The organism is Streptomyces sp. SAI-170, from assembly GCF_049739565.1.
In the GTDB taxonomy this organism is placed as follows: Bacteria; Actinomycetota; Actinomycetes; order Streptomycetales; family Streptomycetaceae; genus Streptomyces.
In genome coordinates this window covers 8,165,727-8,185,051 of sequence record NZ_JBMGQD010000001.1, presented here as the reverse complement: position 1 = coordinate 8,185,051, position 19,325 = coordinate 8,165,727, and the positions used below count along the sequence as shown (strand labels likewise).

General features: G+C 73.6%; 18 protein-coding genes. 7 read left to right on the top strand and 11 right to left on the bottom strand.

Annotated features, from left to right (window positions below; all coding sequences use genetic code 11):
* The first annotated feature begins 186 nt into the window (after nt 1–186).
* The 3 genes from RKD23_RS36765 to RKD23_RS36755 all read left to right on the top strand — a co-directional run bounded on the left by RKD23_RS36765 (nt 187) and on the right by RKD23_RS36755 (nt 4,375).
* Nucleotides 187–2,301 carry a DUF4139 domain-containing protein gene (locus RKD23_RS36765; protein WP_424857684.1) on the top strand — a complete coding sequence of 705 codons (2,115 nt, stop codon included), beginning with the start codon at nt 187–189 and terminating at the stop codon, nt 2,299–2,301.
* Between the two features lie 8 nt (nt 2,302–2,309).
* Nucleotides 2,310–3,869 (top strand): mucoidy inhibitor MuiA family protein, encoded by a 1,560-nt coding sequence (locus tag RKD23_RS36760; RefSeq protein WP_424857683.1) that lies wholly within the window; start codon nt 2,310–2,312, stop codon nt 3,867–3,869.
* A 62-nt stretch (nt 3,870–3,931) separates the two neighbouring features.
* A complete protein-coding gene (locus RKD23_RS36755; protein WP_424857682.1) occupies nt 3,932–4,375 on the top strand; it encodes a hypothetical protein in 444 nt (147 codons plus the stop codon).
* Between the two features lie 13 nt (nt 4,376–4,388).
* Here RKD23_RS36755 and RKD23_RS36750 read toward each other — a convergent pair whose 3' ends face one another.
* From RKD23_RS36750 to RKD23_RS36730, 5 genes are read right to left on the bottom strand one after another with little or no spacing between them, the layout of a single operon-like run.
* Complete coding sequence (locus RKD23_RS36750) at nt 4,389–6,206, bottom strand: ABC transporter ATP-binding protein (RefSeq protein ID WP_424857681.1); 1,818 nt, start codon at nt 6,204–6,206, stop codon at nt 4,389–4,391.
* Entirely contained in the window at nt 6,203–6,646 is a 444-nt protein-coding gene (locus RKD23_RS36745; protein ID WP_424857680.1) for a lasso peptide biosynthesis B2 protein, read from the bottom strand. Before RKD23_RS36745 ends, RKD23_RS36750 begins: the two co-directional genes overlap by 4 nt.
* Nucleotides 6,643–6,897, bottom strand: a complete 255-nt coding sequence (locus RKD23_RS36740; RefSeq protein ID WP_424857679.1) for a lasso peptide biosynthesis PqqD family chaperone — start codon at nt 6,895–6,897, stop codon at nt 6,643–6,645. The genes RKD23_RS36745 and RKD23_RS36740 overlap by 4 nt, the downstream gene beginning before the upstream one ends.
* A gap of 12 nt (nt 6,898–6,909) precedes the next feature.
* Complete coding sequence (locus RKD23_RS36735) at nt 6,910–8,769, bottom strand: lasso peptide isopeptide bond-forming cyclase (protein ID WP_424857678.1); 1,860 nt, start codon at nt 8,767–8,769, stop codon at nt 6,910–6,912.
* Between the two features lie 26 nt (nt 8,770–8,795).
* Nucleotides 8,796–8,906: a keywimysin-related RiPP gene (locus tag RKD23_RS36730; protein ID WP_359653708.1), complete on the bottom strand. Its 111-nt coding sequence runs from the start codon at nt 8,904–8,906 to the stop codon at nt 8,796–8,798.
* Nucleotides 8,907–9,234: 328 nt separating this feature from the next.
* Between RKD23_RS36730 and RKD23_RS36725 the strand changes: the two genes are divergently transcribed.
* From RKD23_RS36725 to RKD23_RS36710, 4 genes are all read left to right on the top strand, one after another.
* Entirely contained in the window at nt 9,235–9,561 is a 327-nt protein-coding gene (locus RKD23_RS36725; RefSeq protein WP_424857677.1) for a hypothetical protein, read from the top strand.
* 147 nt (nt 9,562–9,708) lie between these two features.
* The gene (locus tag RKD23_RS36720; protein ID WP_424857676.1) at nt 9,709–10,395 is read left to right on the top strand and encodes a FadR/GntR family transcriptional regulator; all 687 of its coding nucleotides are present in this window, start codon (nt 9,709–9,711) and stop codon (nt 10,393–10,395) included.
* Nucleotides 10,392–11,810 (top strand): hypothetical protein, encoded by a 1,419-nt coding sequence (locus RKD23_RS36715; protein WP_424857675.1) that lies wholly within the window; start codon nt 10,392–10,394, stop codon nt 11,808–11,810. Before RKD23_RS36720 ends, RKD23_RS36715 begins: the two co-directional genes overlap by 4 nt.
* 38 nt (nt 11,811–11,848) lie before the next feature.
* The gene (locus tag RKD23_RS36710; protein ID WP_424857674.1) at nt 11,849–13,696 is read left to right on the top strand and encodes a GMC family oxidoreductase N-terminal domain-containing protein; all 1,848 of its coding nucleotides are present in this window, start codon (nt 11,849–11,851) and stop codon (nt 13,694–13,696) included.
* Between the two features lie 7 nt (nt 13,697–13,703).
* Here the strand turns inward: RKD23_RS36710 and RKD23_RS36705 are convergent, their stop codons facing one another.
* The 6 genes from RKD23_RS36705 to RKD23_RS36680 all read right to left on the bottom strand — a co-directional run bounded on the left by RKD23_RS36705 (nt 13,704) and on the right by RKD23_RS36680 (nt 19,293).
* A complete protein-coding gene (locus RKD23_RS36705) occupies nt 13,704–14,849 on the bottom strand; it encodes an FUSC family protein (RefSeq protein ID WP_424857673.1) in 1,146 nt (381 codons plus the stop codon).
* 111 nt (nt 14,850–14,960) lie between these two features.
* Nucleotides 14,961–15,518, bottom strand: coding sequence for a Dps family protein (locus tag RKD23_RS36700; protein WP_424857672.1), 558 nt, complete (start codon nt 15,516–15,518; stop codon nt 14,961–14,963).
* 108 nt (nt 15,519–15,626) lie between these two features.
* Entirely contained in the window at nt 15,627–16,424 is a 798-nt protein-coding gene (locus RKD23_RS36695) for a restriction endonuclease (protein WP_424857671.1), read from the bottom strand.
* Nucleotides 16,425–16,793: 369 nt separating this feature from the next.
* Nucleotides 16,794–17,420 (bottom strand): hypothetical protein, encoded by a 627-nt coding sequence (locus tag RKD23_RS36690; RefSeq protein WP_424857670.1) that lies wholly within the window; start codon nt 17,418–17,420, stop codon nt 16,794–16,796.
* A 22-nt stretch (nt 17,421–17,442) separates the two neighbouring features.
* Nucleotides 17,443–18,594: a serine hydrolase domain-containing protein gene (locus RKD23_RS36685; protein ID WP_424857669.1), complete on the bottom strand. Its 1,152-nt coding sequence runs from the start codon at nt 18,592–18,594 to the stop codon at nt 17,443–17,445.
* A 93-nt stretch (nt 18,595–18,687) separates the two neighbouring features.
* Nucleotides 18,688–19,293 (bottom strand): flavodoxin family protein, encoded by a 606-nt coding sequence (locus RKD23_RS36680; protein WP_424857668.1) that lies wholly within the window; start codon nt 19,291–19,293, stop codon nt 18,688–18,690.
* Nucleotides 19,294–19,325 lie beyond the last annotated feature (32 nt).

Below are 19,325 nucleotides of genomic sequence, written 5' to 3'. Positions count from 1 at the left end.
CAGAGCATGCGGGGTTCGGGCGGCGAAGGCCGCTTTCCGACGGGTGGGCGGCCGCACCTCAGGCAGGTGGATGACCATCAGGCCCGTTGAGCAGGGGGCGGGTTCCGGCCACCGCCGGGGGCGTTAGGCTTCGCCCGGCACGGACATGACGGGGGCGTGCACGGACATGACGGGGGGCGTGACTGCATGAAGTCCGAGGAGACACCGCGGTGGGCGTCGGCCCTCGACGCGGTCGTGGTGTACGCGCAGGGCGCGATGTGCAGCCGTCTGGCACGCGGGACGGTGCCGCCTCAGGGACGGGTGCGGGTCACGGGGCTGCCCCGCTCGATGGACCCCGGTTCGCTGCGCGCCCGCGTGGTCGGCGACGCCCCGGTGCGCGTCACCGAGGTCCGGGTCGAGGTGGACGCCGAGCCGTCCGCTCCCGGCTCCTTCGACGCGCTGCGGCAGGAGGTCGAGCGCCTCCAGGACGAACAGGCCGCGGTGCAGGGCCGCCGCGCCCGGCTGCTGGCCCGGATCAAGGAGGTCACGGAGCTGCGCCCGGTCCCGCCGTCGCGCAAGCGTGACGACCCGCACCGGCGCACTCCCGTCGACGCCTGGCTGACGCTCGCCGACTTCGTCGACGACCGGCTGACCACCTTGCACGACCGTCTCGCCGGGCTGGAGGAGGAACTGCGCCGCGTCGAGCACGAGTTGACCCTCGCGACGGACCGCTGGTCCCGGGCCTCCACCGACGCGCCGTCCGCCCATGTCGAGACCACGGTGTGTGCCGTCCTGACCCTCGACGGCACGGGCGAGGTGGAGGTCGAGCTGGAGTACGGGGTCCCCGGCGCCGTCTGGGCACCCGCCTACCGGCTGACGTACCGTCAAGGGGCCGACTCCGGCAGCCTCCTGTTCCGTGCCTCGGTCGCCCAGCGCACCGGAGAGGACTGGTCGGGGGTGCGCATCGCTCTGGCCACCGCCGACCTGCGGCGGCGCACCGACCTGCCGAAGCTCCGCTCGCTGCGGATCGGCCGTCGTCAGCCCGCCCCCGGGCCGTCCGGCTGGCGCGAGCCCCCGGCGGGCCTGGCCGACCTGTTCACGGGGTACGACTCGGCAGGCCCGCGCCCGCGGTCGGCCGCCGCACCCGAGGCCGTCGGCGCAGCGCACGTGCCCTGGCCTCAGGCCATCGGCGCAGCGCCGATGCCCCCGCCCGACGTCGTCGGCGCACCGCCCGCGCCCGGGGCCGTCGCGGGTGGCCCCGCGCCCGCGCCTCCGCCCCCTGCCGCGCCGCTGTACGGCGGACCGCCCGCGGGCCCCGCCGAGCCGGGCGGCGCCCCCGTGGCGCGGGCGCAGGCGGCCGACCGCGCGACGTCCGGCTTCGGGCAGGCGCGGAGCCGGCCGTCCTCCCGGCCCCGAGGTGCAGGCGCGCCCGCTGCCGTGCCACCGGCTTCCTCCGGCCCGATCGCACCGGCGCCGGTGGCCGGGCCGCCGCGGCCCAGTGGCGACGAGCTCGACTACGCCGCTCTCGTCCTCAGCGGTCCCGAGGAGGCCGAGAGCCGCAGGGGCCGGCTGTTCCCGGGAGCCCCCTTCGACCCGGTGGCGGTCGAGTACCGCAGGCGTGCCGCGACGGTGGCGGCGCTGCCGCTGCCCGGGCATGCCGTACGGCCCCGGGAGTCGGCGGGTTCCTTCGACCACCGTTACGACGCCGTCGCCCCCGCGGACGTCCCCTCCGACGGCACCTGGCACACCGTCACCGTCAGCGAGATCCCGGTCGGCCTGCGCACCGAGTACCTGTGCGTGCCGTCCGTCGAGGAGCGGGTGTACGGAACGCTGGTCCTGTCCAACGCCACCGACCAGGCGCTGCTGGCGGGGCCGGTGGAGGTCACCGTCGACGACGACTTCCTGCTGACCGCCGCGCTGCCCACGCTCGCGCCCGGCGGCGTCCGCCGTATGGGGCTCGGTCCCGCGGAGGGTGTCCAGGTGACCCGGCGCACCCATCTCAGCGAGTCGACGGCGGGTCTGCGCAACAACGTGACCGTGCTGGACCATCGCGTGCGGGTGGAGCTGGCCAACCGGCTCGCCCGGCCCGTGTCCGTCGAGGTCCGCGAGCAGGTGCCGGTCACCTCCGAGCCGGACGTCCGGATCGAGGAACGGTCCGACTGGACCACTCCCGACGACTCCGCAGGCCCCGATCAGCACGCCCCGGGCACCCGTGTGTGGCAGGTCGACCTGCCCGCCGGGGGCACCGCCGCCCTGGACGGCGGCTACGAGATCCGTATCCCGGCCGCCAAAGCACTGGTCGGCGGAGACCGCAGGAGTTGACGCACAGCATGCCCACCGACGCCGGACCGATCCCCGCGCCCGTCACCGCCGTCACCTGCCTGGAGGACCGCGCCCAGGTCGAACGCACCGTCGCCCTCGACCTGCGGGCCGGCGTCCAGCGGTTGCGCCTCGGGCCGATCAGCGCCCTCGCCGTCGACCGGACCTTGCACGCCGAGTTGACCGCCGACCAGCAGGCGAGTGTGCTCGACGCCCGCATCGTCCGCACCTGGACGCCGCGCGGCCCGGAGCCCACCGCCGACGACCCGGCACTGCGCCGGCGCGCGCACGCCCTCCAGGAGGAGCGGCACACCTTGGAGCAGCGCGGTGACCGGCTGCGTACCCGCCTGGACCTGCTGGGCCGGCTCGCCGGCGACCTGCTGCGCGAGATCGGCGAGGGGGCCGGCTCCGGTGAGACGGACACGGCTCGCTGGGCCGCGGAACTCGACCGCGTGGACGAGGAACGCGAGGAGCACGGCGAGCGGTTGCGCGCCACACAGGCCCGGCTGACGGAGCTCGCCACCGAACTGCGCCGGACCGAGGAGGCTCTGCTCCTGTCCGAGCAGCAGCCCGCCGAACTGCTCGGCCATGTCGAGCTGACCGTGCGCTCCGCGGCCGACGGTCCGGCCCTGCTGCGGCTGCGCCACCTCGTGGCCTGCGCGCTGTGGCGGCCCGCCTATCGGGCCGTGCTCGACGGGGACACCCTCACGCTGGAGACGGACGCCGTGGTCTGGCAGCGCACCGGGGAGGACTGGCCGGACGTACGCCTGGCCCTGTCGACGGCCCGCTCGGCCGCGGCGACCGAGCCACCGCGCCTCGCGGAGGACCGGCTGACGCTGACCGACCGCTCCCCCGCCGAGCGCCGCTCGGTCGAAGTCGAGGTGCGCGAGCAGGAGTTCGCCGAGCTCGGGCCGGCCCCGGTGCTCGGCCTCCCCGGTGTGGACGACGGCGGCGAGACCCGGGTGCTGCACTCCCCCGCGCCCGTGTCCGTCCCCGCCGACGGGCGCGCCCACCGCGTGCCGCTGTCCTCGCTCACCACGACCGCGAGCAGCGAGTACGCCTGCTCCCCCGAACTGTCACCGCTGGTGACCCAGGTCGTACGGTTCGACAACACCTCCGGCCACGCACTGCTGGCCGGGCCCGTGGACCTGGTCCGCGGCAGCGGGTTCGGCGGCCGCGGCACGCTGGACTTCACCGCTCCCGGAGCCCCCGTCGAGCTCGCCTTCGGCAGCCACGACGACTACCGGGTCCTGCGGCACACCGAGGAGTCCCGTGACACCGCCGCCCTGACCCAGCGGACCACCGTCACCCGCACGGTGCGCCTGCACGTGTCCCGCTTCTCCGCTCCCGGGGCACAGGGCGATCAGGCGGTCGCCCTGCGGGAACGCATCCCGGTCTCCGAGGTCTCGGCGGTTCAGGTGCGGCTGCGCGAGGACGCCTGCTCCCCCGTGCCCGACGCCGTCGACGACGAAGGCATCGCCCGCTGGGACGTCGTACTGCCGCCCGGCGGCCGCCGTACGGTCACCCTCGTCTACGAGCTCTCCGCGAGCGGCAAGGTCACCGGTCTGTGACGGCGACGGCCTGAACTCGGGCCACGGGCCCGGCCGTCGGCCGGTCATGACAGCATGCCGCCATGCCCTACCCGCACCCCGACGGCGACTACGCGATCACCACGATGTACTCGGTACCCGACGACGCCTGGTACTTGGAGCTGGACCTCGTGGACGAACAGCGGAATCTCGTGACGGCGATCGTGCCCGACGAGGACCCGACGCGGGAGCCGACCGTGTGTTTCAACCTTCATGCGCGGCACGTGGACGTCCCGTACGAGGTGATGCGCTGGTTCATGGACCAGGTCGACAAGGAGATCCTTACGTCCCGCGCCTGGATGCGGCTGCGACCCGAGCTGGTCGACGTCATTCGCCGGCTGCGCGAGGAGCACCTGGGCCTCATCGGCGACGACGAGTTCCGTCACGTCCTGGCGGAGGTGCGTGCCGAGGTCCCCGAGGCGGACCTTCCCGCCGTACTCGAGGCGGCCTTCGGGCGGAGGCCCGACGGGACCACCGTGGACGGATGAAGGGGCGCCTCGCTCACGGTCCCGGTCGGGTCTGTGCGACCGGCCGGGTGCCGGAGGCCGAGCGCAGAGTCTGGCTCTCGGCGAGCGTGCGGTAGACGTCGCTGGTGACGAGGAGTTCCTCGTGGCGCCCTTGGGCGATGACGCGGCCGGCGTCCAGGACGACGATGCGGTCGGCGTGCTGGACGGTGGAGAGCCGGTGGGCGATGACCAGCACGGCGCAGGTCCGGCTGATCTCCCTGAGGGCCGCGGTGAGGGCGGCCTCGTTGGCGGCGTCCAGGTGGGAGGTGGGTTCGTCGAGCAGGAGGATCCGCGGCCCGGTGAGCAGGGCGCGGGCGAGGGCGACGCGCTGGCGTTCGCCGCCCGACAGGGCCGCCCCGTGCTCGCCGACCGCGCCGTGCAGGCCGCCGGGCAGCCGCTCGACCACGGCGTGCAGCCGGGTCAGCAGCAGGACGCGCTCGACGTCCGCGGCGGTGGCGTCCGGGACGCCGTAGGTGATGTTGTCGTGCAGCGTGCCGTGGACGACGTGGTTGTCCTGGTCGACGACCGCGATCCGGGCCCGGCAGGTGCGGCGGTCGAGCCGGGCGGCGGGGCGCCCGTCGAAGTACAGGGTGCCGGCGTCGGGTTCGTAGAAGCGGGCGATCAGCGCGAAGATCGTGGTCTTTCCCGCGCCGGACGGTCCGACGAGCGCGACCTGGCCGCGGCGGGGCACGCTGAAGGTCACCCCGTCCAGGACGGGCTGCCCGGGCCGGTAGGCGAAGCGGACGCCGTCCAGCCGCAGGGCCGGTGCGTCGCCGGCCTCGCCGCGCGGAGTGTCGGGGACGGCACGGACGTCGACGGGCTCCACCGGCAGGGCCATCACCTCGTCCACGCGCCGGTGTGCGCCCATGCCGCGCTGGATGAGGCCGGCGGCGCGGAAGACGGAGGACAGGGGCAGCACCAGGTAGGAGGCGTAGAGCAGGAAGGCCACGAGGTCGCCGAGGGACCGGTCGTGTCCGCTGCTCACGCGCAGTCCGCCGATGACCAGGACCAGCAGGAAGGAGCCCTGGACGGCCAGTTCGACGGCGGAGCTCATGACGGCGGCGTACCGGGCGGTGCGCACCCCGGCGTCGCGGGCCTCCTCGACGCGCGCGCCGATGCGGGCCGCCTCGCGGTCCTCCGCGCGGTGCACCCTGACCATGGGCAGAGCTCCGAGCGCGCGTTCCAGGTCGGCGGCGATGGCCCCGACGGCGCCCTGCATGGACTCGGAGGCGGTGCGGATCCGGCTCAGCAGCGAGGCGACCACGGCCGCCGCGGCCAGGACCGTCAAGGTGACGACCAGCAGCAGCAACGGGTCGATCCACGCCATCAGTGCCAGCGCGCCCGCTGCGGCGAGCGCACCGGTGACCAGGTCCACCAGCGCCTGCGAGACGACTTCCCTGAGGAGCGTGGTGTCGGCCGTCACCCGGGCGATCAGGTCGCCCCCGCGGTGGCGGCCGTACTCCCGCATCTCCAGCCGCAGCAGCCGGTTCACCAGGCTGTGCCGCAGATGTCGTACGACGCCTTCGCCCGTGTACTCCAGCAGGAAGCGGCCCAGGGCTCCGGTGGCGGCCTCGGCGGCGAACAGCGCGCCCAGCAGCAGCAAGGACGCCCCCACGGGGTCGGCACCGGTGCTCGCGTCCACGACCTGTTTGGCGACCAGCGGCTGGGCGAGCCCGAGGGCGGACGCGGCGAGGGTGAGCACGGTGGCCGCGGTGATGGTGGTGCGGTGTCCCGCGGTGAGGCGGTAGACGGCGGCGATCGAGGCCCGGGTGGTGCGGCCCCCTCGGGCGCCGGTCGCGTGGCGTGCCGTCACCGGCGGCCGGTCCGCTGCAAGGGCAACGGCTCTACGGTGATCAGGCGGGCGAAGTAGTCGTCGGGGACGTCCTCGTCGATGAGGTGGCCGGCCACCTCGATCCAGGCGTGGGCCGTGAAGGGGGGTACGACACGCACGCCGGTGCTCCAGGTCGGCCAGGTGCCGCCGAGCCGGCACAGGAGTGCGGCGCCCAGGGAGCGGGGCAGACAGCCTTTGGGGCCAGCGCAGCGCAGGCTGACCGCGCACATGGCGTCGCGGGCCCGCTTGGCGTGCGCCTCGTCGGCGGGCACGGCGCCGCGGCGCAGCAGGTGCAGGACGGCGCGCAGGCGCCGGGGCGGCAGCAGGGACAGCAGCAGGGCGGGTACGAACACGGCCCTGGCCGCGACGCGGCGGCGGAAGGGGACGCCGTCCACGCGGGCGATGGCGCTGGGGGTGGTCATGCGGCCAGCCCGCCGGCGCGCAGTTCACCGATGAGGGCGGTGACGTCGTCGCGGGCCTGCGCCGGGGTCACGTCGAACTCGCGCACCAGCGCGTTCGTCGCGTCGTCCTCGTCCCCGCCCGCCATGAGCGTGCTGACGACCAGGGTGGCGGTGGGGTTCAGTTCCCAGTATTGGCCGGTGCGTTGGTCGAGCAGGACCGTGCCGTAGTCGGTGGTCGCCGTGCACACGTCGGTGCCGAACCGCAGAGCCATGGGGGTTCCCTTTCACTTCGGGCCGGACGCCGGGCCGTGGGTCACTCCCGTGAGAGAGCGCAGCCAGACCTCGGCGGCGATGGTCGAGTACAGGACGGCGTCACGGAGTTGACGGGTGGCGGGTCTCTCCGCGAGGCGGCGCAGTGTGCGTGCGTCGACCAGGCCCATGCGCGCCAGGTGGGAGTCCTCCCACAGCGTCATGAGGTCGCCGCGGTGCCGGCGCAGCCCGTCGGCGGCGTCCATGGAGGCGGCGGCCTTGTTGCTGCGCCGCAGACAGGGCTCGGGCACGATGCCGTGCATGGCGGCGGTCAGCAGCGGTTTGTACTGCCAGGGCGTGACGCGCTCGGCGGGGCGCACGGCCAGGCAGGTCTCGATGACGCGGTCGTCCAGGAACGGCGAGGCCATGGGCACGCCGGTGCGGGCGGCCATGTGGTCCCACTGGCGGATGATGCGCGAGCAGGAGCGGATCTGCTCCAGGTCGCTGTGCAGGCCGCGGTCGGGGTGCAACGGCGCGGCCCGCTCGGCGCTCTCCCGCAGCGCGGTCCGGGCGAGTTCCTCGGCCTCGGGGGTCATCCAGGCGAACAGGCGTGGGGGCATTCCCCAGCCGAGCCCGGCGGCGACGGTGTCGGGCAGCGGGTCGCGCAGCCGGTTCCCGGCGTCCGCGAGCCATGTGCCGTACGGCCTGTTGTCGGCGAGGGCGCGCAGCGTGCCGCCGAGCGGCCACTGCCACAGGGCCCTGAAGCCGCGCAGTTGCCGCAGGGCGAACAGCGGCCGGGTGCGGGCCAGTCGGTGGTAGTACGCCTCGGAGCACCAGGCCACGTGGTCGCCGCCGATGCCCGTCAGGTGCAGGCGGCTGCCGCGTTCGGCGAGGGCGGGCAGATGGTGCAGGACCCGTGAGCGGTCCATGACGCCGATGGTGGGCTCGTCCAGGAGGTCGTCGACGGCGAGCAGTTCGGTGTAGACCAGCGGGGACGCGTCGGCGTCCCAGACCACGTGCTCGACGTCGGGCAGCGACCGCGCGGCCTGCCGGGCCCAGTGCAGGTCGGTGTCGGCGGGATCGCGGCCGGGCCAGGTGGAGGCGACGACGCGGGCCGGTGAGCGGTCGGCGAGGAAGCAGATCGAGGTCGAGTCCAGGCCGCCGGAGAGGTCGCAGCTGACCACGCCACCGCGCCGGGTGCGGGCCGCGACGGCCTCGACGAGCGCCGCACGCACCTTGGGTGCTCCCGCGGCCAGGGACACGTCCGCTTCCGGGGGTGTCCACCAGCGGGTGTGGCGCGCCCGGCGGCCGTCCGCCGACACCTCCAGGGCGTCCTCCGGTGCGACGGCGGTGATGCCCCGCCACATCGGTTCCTGGTACAGCGGATGCGGCACCGGCCACAGCAGTCGTACGGCGATCTGGGCGGGGTCGGGTGCGGAGCCGAGGGCCGTGGCCAGGACGTCGGCCCGGGTGGCGGCGATCTGGATGCCGTCGATCTCGGTGTGGAAGACCAGGCGCAGACCGGAGGCGGTTCCCCGGACGTGCAGCCGGCCGTCCACGCAGGCCAGGAGATGGAAGCTGCCGGGCAGGGAGCGCGCCCAGGTGTCGAGGGCGGCCGGGTCGCGCAGTCGGTTCGCCGTGCGCCGCAGGGTCGCGGCGTCGACGTCGCCGCACCCGATCAGGGCGAGCGCGACCGACGTGCCGGCGCGTGCGTGGACGATCTCGTCGTCGCTCCAGCGGCCGACGAGCCAGGGGCGGCCCGAGGCGTGCTCCAGGATGCGGGTGCCCGGGTGGGAGAACGAGCGGGCCACGGCCGCCGCGTCCGCACGGTCCGGGAAGACCGAGCAGTACGCGCCGCCGGGGCCCACCGCCGCACTCTCGTGCAGTTCAGTCATGACGTCGGATCAGAGGCCGTCGGGTGTCAGTTCTTGCTGAGGATCAGTCGGTCGTTGCCGGCGCGTCCCAGGAGCCCTGTCTGCTTGCGGAACGACCCCAGCCGCACCAGCGTCGGAGCCTCGTATGCCTTCTTCAACGTGTATTCCTCCTCAGGGGGTGAATTCACGCCCGCCTCCGGCCAGAGACGGACTGTGCCGCACACTTGGAACTCCGGAAAAAGACCCCGTCGGGCCTCGCCCCGGAGGCGGCACGACCTTCACTATCCGCCAAGGCAAAAGGCACCGACAAGGCCGCCTGAATTAGTGTGACTATCCTTGCGGGTTCACCCGAACAACACGGTTGGGGATTTCCCCAGCGGCACATATTGCGGCATTCGAGGGATCGTGCGGGAACGGCGCAACCAAGTCCCGGCAGCCGTGCGACTCCTACGGGCAGACAGACACCCCAAGCAAGGGAGAACCGCGATGAACGCACCCAGCGACACGCTCGTCCCGACCGAGGACGTCTGGCCCGACTGCGACCCGTACTTCTGCTCGCCCGCAGGCGCCCAGGACCGCTTTGCCGACCGCCTCGGCGGCAGCGACTTCCTGCTGCCTCCCCCCGACCCGCGCCAGCGCCTCAGCATCGATGTCAGCCCCGCGGACCAGCGCCGGCTCGACCTGCACGCCGCGCTGACCGTGCGCGGGATCGCGCCGCTGCCCGGCGACCAGGACGCCATCGACGCGATCAGCCGCCTCGGCACCTCGGTCACCGCGTCCGTCCTGCGCTGGGTGACCGGCGCGGGTGGCTGATGCTTCGCCCGCCGCACACCCGTTTCGCCTTCCGGCCGGTCTCCCGCCACGCGGCCGGCCGGTCGGCAGGTCCCCTTCGCCGGAACCATTGACGCCGGACACCGCCACTGGTTCAGTGGCTCATCCACTGAGCCACTGGAGGACGGTGTGGAGACACTGCCGCGCGAAAGCCTCGTCGACGTGCTGGAGAGCCGCCTGCGCGAGGACATCCTCAACGGGCACCATCCGGCGGGAAGTTACCTTCCGCCGGAGCGTGCGCTCGCCGACGGGTACGGGGTCACGCGCACCACCCTCAAGCACGCCTTCGGCCGTCTGCTGCAGGCCGGGCTGCTGGAGACCCGGCACGGCGTGGGCACCCGGGTGCGGGACTATCTGCGTCTGGGCGGGGCCGACCTGCTGCCGATGCTGGTGCGGCACAGCCCCGACTGGATCGGCGAGATCTTCGAAGTGCGGCGCGGTGTCGGCGCGTTGATCGCCGAGCGCGCCGCGGAGCGGGTGACGGCCCGGCAGCGCGAGGAACTGCGCACCCTCCTGGCGGCGGTGCGCGAGGCGCCGGACGGCGACGCCGTGCAGCTCGCCGACGTGGAGGTGCACAGGGCGCTGGCCCGCGCCACCGGCAACCGGGTCTATGTGCTGCTGACCAACACCCTGTTCAACGCCTACCTGCCGGTGCGCGCCTCGCTCGTCGGACCGTTCACCGACGCCGAGGCCGCCCACGAGCGCCTCGTTCCGGTCGTCGAGGCCGTCTGCGCCGGGGACGAGGCCGGGGCACGCAAGGCGGCCGAGGCCTACCTCAGGGCGACCGAGCGGATCATGCTGGAAGGCCTTCGATGAGCACCCTGTCCACCCGCCCACGCGGCACCGCCTTCTCCGAGACGATGCTCGGAACACTGCGGCTGGACGGCGAGGCGAAGGGTCCCGCCCGCAAGGTGCGGCTGGAGCTGGACGTCACGGCGGCGCGCGTGCTGCGGCCCGGCCGGACGACCGAGGCCCGGGCGGTCGGCCGCATCCGGATCGACGGCCTCGCCGACGGCACGGCCGTGGAGGGCGAGTTGGAGATCTCGCCGCTGGCACGGCGCCGTATCCGCTACCGCCTGCACTTCACCGCCCGAGGCCGCCGCCTCACCCTGGACGGCTGGAAGTCGGTGACACTACGGCGGCCTGTCGCGTCGATGACGGTCCTGCCGTACACGCTGTACGAGGACGGCAGCCCGGTCGGCACCGGCGTACTGCGTTTTCCGCTCGCCACGCAAGGGCCGGCGTTCCTGGCGAGCTGGCGATTCCCCCGCTCCGAGAACGCCGAGACCCTGATGGCGCCGCGCTGGCGCGGTGAGGCGGGGCGGACCGAGGTCTGGTACACGACGCTCACCGACCCGCGGACCGGCACGGGGGTGTGGCTGCACCACGAACTCGTCGCCCCCACCGACGGATCCGAGCCGTACGCGCACGGGTGGGCGGCCGTGTTCCCCGAGGACGGCCCCGTGCGGCACGTACGCTTCGGCCCCGCCCCCTGGACGGGCGAGGGGTCCGGTTTCCGTGCCGCCGGCACCGACGCGCGGCCCGGCCGGCTGACCGGCTCCGCGCAAGACGGCGCCTGGGCCTGGGAGTTGGCCGAACAGCCCGTGGACGCACCGCTGTTCACCTTTCCCCGCTGGTCCTGGCGCCGCCCCTTGCTGCCCGCCTCGCATGTCCTGCCCGCCGCGCGCGCCCGTTACGAGGGCACGTTCACGTACGACGGCACGACCCTGGCGCTGACCGGCGCGCCCGGCGCATCCGCACGTATCCACGGCCACGGCAACGCGCGCCGCTGGGCGTGGCTGCACGCCGACCTCGGGGGCGGGGCCGTGCTGGAGGTCGTCGCCGCCGTCTCCATGCGCCCGGGCCTGCGCAGACTTCCCCCGCTGGTGTTCCTGCGCCTGCGCCGGGGCGGCCGCACCTGGCCGCGGCGGCCCGAGCGCAGCGCGGTCGGCTGGGCGGGATGGGGCCGCTTTCGCGCACGTATCGGCCTGCCCACCTGGACGGTCACCGGCCGCAGCGGGCTGCGCCGCATCCGGGTGGAGGTCGCTCAGCCGCCGGAGCGGACCCTGGCCCTGGACTACCGCGACCCGGACGGCTCCGCTGCCGTGTGCCGCAACAGTGAACGTGCCGACGCGCGCGTGCTGTTGGAGCGTTGGTGGTTCGGCGGCTGGCGCACGGAGGCGCGGTGGACGCTGGACGGCACGGCGCACGCGGAGGTGGGCGGCCGGTGAACGGGGCACTGGGCACTGGTCGGGCTGGTGGGCAGCCGGTGAGCGCGGCTCTGGCCGGGCTGGTGGCCGCCCTCGTCGCCGATGACGGCACCTTGGAGTGGGCCGAGCGGGTGCCCGCGCGGCTGGAGACGGTGCTCGCCGGGATGCCGTCGGCCGTGCGGACGGCCTTCCGGGCGGGCGCTCACGGGGTCGACGCCTTTGCGCGGGCCCGCACTGGACGCCGACTCACGGACCTCACACCCGGCGAACGGCAGACGGTGCTCGACTCGCTCGCCGGCCGGCCCGCGCTGCTGCGGCTGCTGGAGGTGCTCAAAGTACCGGTCCTGCTGGCGGCCGGGACCGAGCGGACGGCCCGCACCGATCCCCCGGCGCGGGCGGTCCCCCTACGGTCCGACCCGCCGCTCGACTGCACTCCGGCCTCCGAGTGGCCCGCGCGCAGCACGGCCGACGCCGTCGTCGTCGGCTCCGGCGCGGGCGGCGCGATGGCCGCCAGGACGCTGGCCCGGGCGGGGCTCGACGTGGTCGTCCTCGAAGAAGGGCGGCACCACGGCACCGACAGCTTCCGCGACCGCACCCCGCTGGAGCGGTTCACCGACCTCTACCGGGACGGCGGCGCGACCGTCGCCGTCGGCAGAGCGCCGGTGCTGCTGCCGACCGGCCGGGCCGTCGGCGGCACCACGCTGGTCAACTCCGGTACCTGCTACCGCACTCCCGAGCATGTCCTGGCCCGCTGGAGCAGCGCGTTCGGGTTCACCCTCGCCGACGGACTGGACCCCTTCCTCGACGAGGTCGAACGCACGCTGAGCGTGGCCCGCCAGCCGCAGGACGTGCTCGGGAACAACGGCCGGATCGCCCTCGACGGCGCCCGCGCCCTCGGCTGGACCGCCGCGCCGCTGCGCCGCAACGCACCCGGCTGCCGGGGGTCCTGCCAGTGCGTGGTGGGCTGTCCCACCGGCGCCAAGCAGAGTGTGCAGTTGTCCGTGCTGCCCGACGCGTGCGCGGCAGGCGCCCGGATCGTCACCGGGGCGCGCGTGGAGCGCATCCTCGTCGACCCGGACCGTCCCGGCGGGCCCCGCGCCACGGGCGTACGCGTCCACCGCGACGGCGGGAGCAGCCACTTCGAGATCCTCGCCCCGCTCGTCGTCGTGGCCGCCGGGGCACTGCAGTCGCCACCCCTGCTGCGCCGCTCCGGCCTGGGCCGTCATCCCCGGCTCGGCCGCAATCTCAGCGTCCATCCCGCCACCACCCTCGCCGGACGGTTCTCCGAGCCGGTCACCGCGTGGAAAGGCGTGCTGCAGAGCGTCGGGGTGGAGGAGCACCACCGCTGGCACGGCATCCTCATCGAGGCGACCGCCACCCCGCCCGGCATGGGCACCTTCGTCCTGCCCGGCCTCGGTGCCGGACTGCGGCGCGAACTGGACGACGCCCGCCGCCTCGCCACCCTCGGCGCGATGATCGCCGACCTTCCCTCCGGCCGCGTCCTCGGCCGTAGTCGCACCCTGGTCCGCTACGACCTCCATCGCCGTGACGCCGGGCGGCTCATACGCGCCGTACGGGCGATGGGCGAACTGCTCTTCGCCGCCGGTGCCGACGAAGTGCTCACCGGTGTCCCCGGCACGCCCCGCGTGCACAGCCTTGAGGAACTCGACGAGCTGCTCGCGCGCACCGATGCCCACGAACTCCATCTGTCCGCCTACCATCCCACCGGCACGGTCGCCGCCGGCGCCGATCCGCAGCGCTCTCCCGCGGACGCCGCCGGCCGACTGCGCGGCGTACACGGCGTTCTGATCGCCGACGCCTCCGTGCTGCCCTGCTGTCCGGAGGTGAACCCGCAGGTGAGCGTCATGGCGGCGGCCCTGGCCGTCACCGACGCCGCCACAGGGTGAGGGCGGATCACGGGGATGAGGTCACGAGTTGTCCGGCCAGTCGGTGGGCCTGGGCCAGCAGCGTGCCGTAGACGGCGACTTCGTCGGGGTCGTCGGGCCGGGCACGGACGAGGTGCCGGCGCAGCGTGTCGAGCGTGCGGTGCAGTTCGTGTACGGCCTGGCGCAGCTCGCGGTCGCTCCGGTCGCCGAAGCGGCTGTGGCCGTAGAGGTGGAGGGCGTGGGCGGTCTGGCGGAGGAACTCGGCGTAGCGGCGGGAGAGATGGGGGTGGGGCCGCGCGCCGGAGCGGTCCTCGGCCGTGGCTTCCAGCACGGTGCGGGTGACCCCGGCGGTGTGCACGGCCGCGTAGTCCAGGACGACGACCGCGTCGTCGTACTCCTTGTCGGGCGCGGACGGTGACCGGGTGCGGCGGCGGAGGTTGACGCGCAGGCTCTCCCGGCTGCGGCCGAGCGCGGTGCGTGAGTCGTCGACCAGGCGTTGGAGGCGCAGGGCGCGCTCGTGCCAGGTGCCGGCCTCGGCGGGGTCCCACCGGTCCTCGGCCAGCCCGTCGGCCACCGCCCGCAGGATGTCGTGGGCCTCCTCGGTGGCGTCCCGCAGGGCGGCTCTGCTGTCCCGTAGGTAGAGCGGGGGACGGATCAGCGCGTTGACGGCGATGCCGACGACGGCACCGAAGACGGCCTCGGAGATGCGTGCGGCGGCCGTGTCGACGCCGACGGGACCGCCGGTGAGGACGAACAGGGCGCCGGTGGCCGCGTAGACGCCCTGGCTGCCCAGGCGACGCCAGTGGCCCAGCAGCACCACGGTGGGCAGGACGAGCGCCATCGCCAGCATCGTCTCGTGCAGGACGAGCACGACCGCGGTGGCCGTGATCGTGCCCGTCGCGATGGCCGCCAGCTGTTGCAGGCCGTGTGCGACGGACCGGTAGACGGTCTCCTCCACCAGCACGATCGCCACCCAGGGCGCAACGAAGGCCATCGGCGCCTGGAGCCACCAGCCGGCCACCGCCCAGGCGAGCCAGGCCGCCAGCGCCGCCTTGCCCGCCTGGACGGCCAGGTCCCGCTCGCGGCCCGGCCCCGTGCACGCCCGCCTCACTGTCTGTGCGGCGGCGTGCGCGTGGCGTCGTAGGGTCCGCGCGGCCGTGCGTGTCGCATGCATACGGGTGCGGGTGTCACCGATCGGCGGGAAGCATGCACCTCGGCCGGTCCTTGCGGCGACGGGCCGGTCCAGGGGCCATGCGGGCCACGCGCCGCCGCGGGCCGCTGCTGCTCAGGACCCGCCGGCCCGCGCGGCCTCTTCCTCCGTGCGGGCCTTGCCCGTGGAGAGGGTGCCGCCCGAGCTCTCGAGGTGGGCGCGGACGAACCACTGGAACTGCTCCAGGTCGCGCAGCTGCTCGATGAGCAGGTCCTCCGTGGCGGGATCGACCTCGCCGGCCTCCTTGATCGCGGCCCGGACCGACTCGATCACACCCGTGTACACGAGGTCGAGCGCGCCGAGGTGCGCGATGGCGTCGGCGCGGCCGATGGAGTAGTCGTCCCAGGTGCGTTCACCGACCAGGGCACCCGGTGTGCCCTGCGCCACGCCGCCGAGGGCCGCGATCCGCTCCGCCACGTCGTCGGCCATCTCCCGGACGCGGTCCACCTGCGGGTCGATCATCTCGTGCACAGCGATGAAGTGGGGTCCGACCACGTTCCAGTGCACGTGCTTGAGCGTGAGATGGAGATCGTTGAGTGCGTGCAGCCGCAGTTGCAGCAGGCCGATCAGCCGGCCGGCCGCCTCACGCTCGATGCCGGGCACGGTGTACTTCGGGGTCAGATCCTTCGTCATGGTTCACCTCGGTTTCTCATGGATTGCGTCGGGCTCACCACCCCTGCTGCCCCGTTTCGACCACGTCAGACATCTTTGGAGGGAAGGGAGGGAGCGACGGCGACAGGCTCAGGACGTCCCGGCGCTCACCGCCGGCCAGGGGACCGGTCCGGTGCCGTCGCTCCACGCCTGCAGTGCCTCCCGGTCCAGGCACAGGATTCCGCACTGTTCGGCGTACTCGAGGGCCGGCGCCGTGAAGTCGCTGGTGGTCACCAGGGCGGCCACATCGGCCTCGTGCACCGTGTAGCAGGTGCCGCCGAAGCGTTGCAGGTCCTGGGAGCCGACCCGGTGCTCGTCGCCGTACCGCTTGCACTGAACGACCAGCCGCCGCCCGTCGGGCGTCACGGCCAGGACGTCCGCCCCCAGATCGCCTGCACCGCCGACGACTTCGACTCCGGTGCACCCGTCCCGCGCGCACAGCGCGGCCACCGCCTGCTCGAACTCCTCGGCGTCCAGGGCGTCGTAGTCGATGACGCCCGGTGCCTGCTCCTCGGTCCGGGCGGAGCCGAGGTGGTTGTCCCTGTCCCCAGGCGCACACTGGCGTGGCACAGCCGGGCCGGGCGCCTCCAGCGCCTCCAGCGCGGTGTCTCTGCCCGCCTCCAGTGCGGCGGCGGCCTGCTGTACGGCGCGGGCGGCCAGGTCCCGCCGACGCCGCCGACGACGTCGTAGTGCCAGGGCGCAGGAGACGGCGACGAGGCCCAGGGCCGCAGCCCAGACGGGCCGCCCCTGGGCGGCGTTGAGCACCATGCGGACGGCGAGTCCCGCCGCACAAAGGACCAGAGCGAGAATGCCGAAATACACAGCGGTGGCGCGCAGATCGAATCGCCGGCCACCGCTGCGCCGTATTCGGGGTGCGGGTGTCGTCACGGTGGAACAGACTCCTTCCGACGGACACGAAGATCACTTGCCTCATGTGCCCCGGAAGCGTTGGCCCACTCAGGGCGTGTGGCAGGCCGGACCGCTGGGGCCCGTACTCCGCGTGCGAGGTCAGCCGGCCTGTGGAGCGGAGCCGTCCGCCGAAGGTGCCGGTGTGTACGGCTCGATCTCATGCCGCGGCGAGGGCCCTCCGAGCTGCCGGTCGAGGGCAGTTGGCCGCCGTCCAGGGAGGCGCGGGCGTCGTTGACGAAACGCAGTTCCGCGAAGCGTCCGACCGCTCCGGCGACTTCGCGTGGTGCGACCAGACTGATCATCGTCGGCAGCGCACCCTCAGCCCCACGAGGCTGCGTCAAGTGTGCGTCAGCGGTCACACCGAGGTGGCACGGGTGGTGTCGGAGCGGTGGGTTCGGGGGTCTCGCCGGTTCTGTGGAACTCCCGTACCGCCGCGAGCATGTGGGCTCGTTCGTCGCGCGGATACTCCCGCAGAGGCTTCAGCGATTCACGCTGCTCCACGAACGTCCGCACGAATGCTCTGACCAGTCCTTCGACGAGCAGGAGCACGACAGCCCCGGAGACCAGGTAGAAGGAGTCCCTGGCCAGGTCCGGGTTCTCGGTGTGGTCGGCGGAGCCCGCCCACATCAGGATTCTGATCTGCTGCACGCCCAGGACGATGACCACGAGGGTCCAGACCACACCGGCTATGTAGGCCGACAGGTTCCGCGGGGTGAGGGCCAGGAAGCTGACCGTCGACACATGCGCCTCACGCAGGTCCTCGGGATCGGGGGTCCGGCCCCGCCGCATGGCGTCCAGGACTTTCAGACGCGCCTCGACGGTCTTGCGTACGTCCTCCGTCTGCGACTCGCCCAACCGGCGCATCAGCGTGTACGTCTGGATCGTACCGACCGCGAGGACGGTGACGATGAGCGTGGTGACAAGAGAGGCGTAGTCGTCGGTCATCGCCCACTTCATGAATCCCCCGTAGGTCATGCGGCCACTGGCCGCGAACCTACTACCTGCTGGCGCCCGCCGCGCTGCGCCAGAAGTCGCGCATCAGCGGTGTCGGTGTCGGGCTCTCCATCGCCACCTGGCTCAGGAGGATCGCGACCGTTCCCGTGGCCGGGACGATGTGCGCGGTCGTGCCGGTGCCGCCCACCCAGCCGTAGCGGCCGGGGACGTTCCACGGGTCGGTCGGGGCGACGTCGACCTGACCGCCGTAGCCCCAGCCCTGGCCCTCGAGGAAAAGGGTGGCGCCGGCTCGCTGTTCGGCCGTGAGGTGATCGGTGGTCATGCGGCGGACGGAGGTGGGGGTGAGGAGTCGGTGGCCGTCGGCTTCGCCTCCGGCGAGCAGCATGCGGGCGAAGGACAGCCAGTCGTCGGCGGTGGAGACGAGGCCACCGCCGCCCGAGTGGAAGCGGGGGCTGCGGCTCCACTGCCCGTCGGGGGCGTCCGAGAGGTTCAGGGATCCGTCCGGAGACGGGGTGTAGGACGAGGTGAAGCGGTGCCGCTGTGCCCTCGGGACCTCGAAGGCCGTGTCCTTCATGCCCAGCGGCCCTAAGATCCGTTCCGCGAGGAAGTCGGGGAGCGTACGGCCCGACGCCCGGGCGATCAGGATGCCCTGGAGGTCGGAGGAGGTGCCGTACAGCCAGGCCTCGCCTGGCTGGCGCAGCATCGGCACCTGCGCGAGGAGGCCGAGCCAGGTGTCGGGGTCCGGCCAGTCCTGCAGGGCACGGCCGTCCTTCTGCACCGTGAACAGGGACTGCACCGCCGGAAGGGAGAAGTCGTCCGGGAATCCCCAGCCGGTGCGGGAGCTGAGCAGGTCCTCGACCGTGATGGGGCGTGCCGCTGGAACGACGTCGTCGACCGGGGCCCCGGGGGGGCGCACCACGTTCGGTTTCGCCAGCTCAGGCAGCCAGCGCTCGACCGGTGCGTCCAGGGTCAGCCGGCCTTCCTCCACCAGCATCAGGACAGCCGCCGCCGTGATGGGCTTGGTGATCGACGCGATACGGAAGATCGAGTCCCGCCCCATCGGTGCCGTGCCCTCGGTGTCCACCGAGCCGGCGGTCACCACCTGCACGTCGTCGCCGTGCGCGACGAGGGCGACGGCTCCGGGCACCCTGCCGTCGTCGACGTACCGGTGCAGGATGTCGTGCAAGGTGTTCATCGGTCGCCTTCCGGTCGGACGGTCGTCGCTTGTACGACTCCTGGTGCCGCGGGAAGTCATCGCGGACAGCCGACGGCCGCGCAGGCCGTCGGTTCAGGACGGCGGGGCGGGCAGCGGGTTGGCGGCGAGTGCGCGGGCGGTGTGGACGAGGTTGGAGGCCATGGCCCGGCCGGTGGAGTTCGACCAGTCGTGGCCTCGGTCGTCGTCGAGGTAGTCGGGGCCCGGGCCGGGACCGAGGTGCCAGTAGGTCCATGCCTGGCCGGGGATGGTGAAGCCGATGTCGGCGAGGGCGCCGCTGATCTCGCTGATGACGTGGTGGGCGCCGTCCTCGTTGCCGGTGACGACCACGCCTGCCACGCGGTTGTAGGCGACGGGGCGTTGTTCGTCGTCGGTCTCGGCGAGCATCGCGTCCATCCGCTCCAGCACGCGCTGGGCGACCGAGGAGGGCCGGCCCAGCCAGGTCGGAGAGGCGATGACCAGGATCTGGGCGGACAGCAGCTTCTGGTGGACGGCCGGCCAGTCGTCGCCGTCGCCCATGTCGGTCTGTACGCCCGGCTTGAGGTCGAGATCGACCGCCCGTACGACGTCCACCTCCACGCCGTGGCCTTGCAGCGCGGCCACGACCGTGCCGGCCAGCGCCTCGGTGTTGGACGGCTGGGGCGAGGGCTTGAGAGTGCAGTTGATCACCAGTGCGCGCATGGGGGCCACTTTCCCTCGCGGTCCGGAACGAT

Excerpts from the sequence above, each read along its gene's own strand:
- RKD23_RS36725 (WP_424857677.1), top strand. The coding sequence starts at position 9,235 with ATGAACGCACCCAGCGACACGCTCGTCCCGACCGAGGACGTCTGGCCC.
- RKD23_RS36755 (WP_424857682.1), top strand. The coding sequence starts at position 3,932 with ATGCCCTACCCGCACCCCGACGGCGACTACGCGATCACCACGATGTAC.
- RKD23_RS36745 (WP_424857680.1), bottom strand. The coding sequence starts at position 6,646 with ATGACCACCCCCAGCGCCATCGCCCGCGTGGACGGCGTCCCCTTCCGC.
- RKD23_RS36740 (WP_424857679.1), bottom strand. The coding sequence starts at position 6,897 with ATGGCTCTGCGGTTCGGCACCGACGTGTGCACGGCGACCACCGACTAC.
- RKD23_RS36760 (WP_424857683.1), top strand. The coding sequence starts at position 2,310 with ATGCCCACCGACGCCGGACCGATCCCCGCGCCCGTCACCGCCGTCACC.
- RKD23_RS36685 (WP_424857669.1), bottom strand. The coding sequence starts at position 18,594 with ATGAACACCTTGCACGACATCCTGCACCGGTACGTCGACGACGGCAGG.
- RKD23_RS36765 (WP_424857684.1), top strand. The coding sequence starts at position 187 with ATGAAGTCCGAGGAGACACCGCGGTGGGCGTCGGCCCTCGACGCGGTC.
- RKD23_RS36690 (WP_424857670.1), bottom strand. The coding sequence starts at position 17,420 with ATGACCTACGGGGGATTCATGAAGTGGGCGATGACCGACGACTACGCC.
- RKD23_RS36680 (WP_424857668.1), bottom strand. The coding sequence starts at position 19,293 with ATGCGCGCACTGGTGATCAACTGCACTCTCAAGCCCTCGCCCCAGCCG.
- RKD23_RS36715 (WP_424857675.1), top strand. The coding sequence starts at position 10,392 with ATGAGCACCCTGTCCACCCGCCCACGCGGCACCGCCTTCTCCGAGACG.
- RKD23_RS36705 (WP_424857673.1), bottom strand. The coding sequence starts at position 14,849 with ATGCATGCGACACGCACGGCCGCGCGGACCCTACGACGCCACGCGCAC.
- RKD23_RS36700 (WP_424857672.1), bottom strand. The coding sequence starts at position 15,518 with ATGACGAAGGATCTGACCCCGAAGTACACCGTGCCCGGCATCGAGCGT.
- RKD23_RS36735 (WP_424857678.1), bottom strand. The coding sequence starts at position 8,769 with ATGACTGAACTGCACGAGAGTGCGGCGGTGGGCCCCGGCGGCGCGTAC.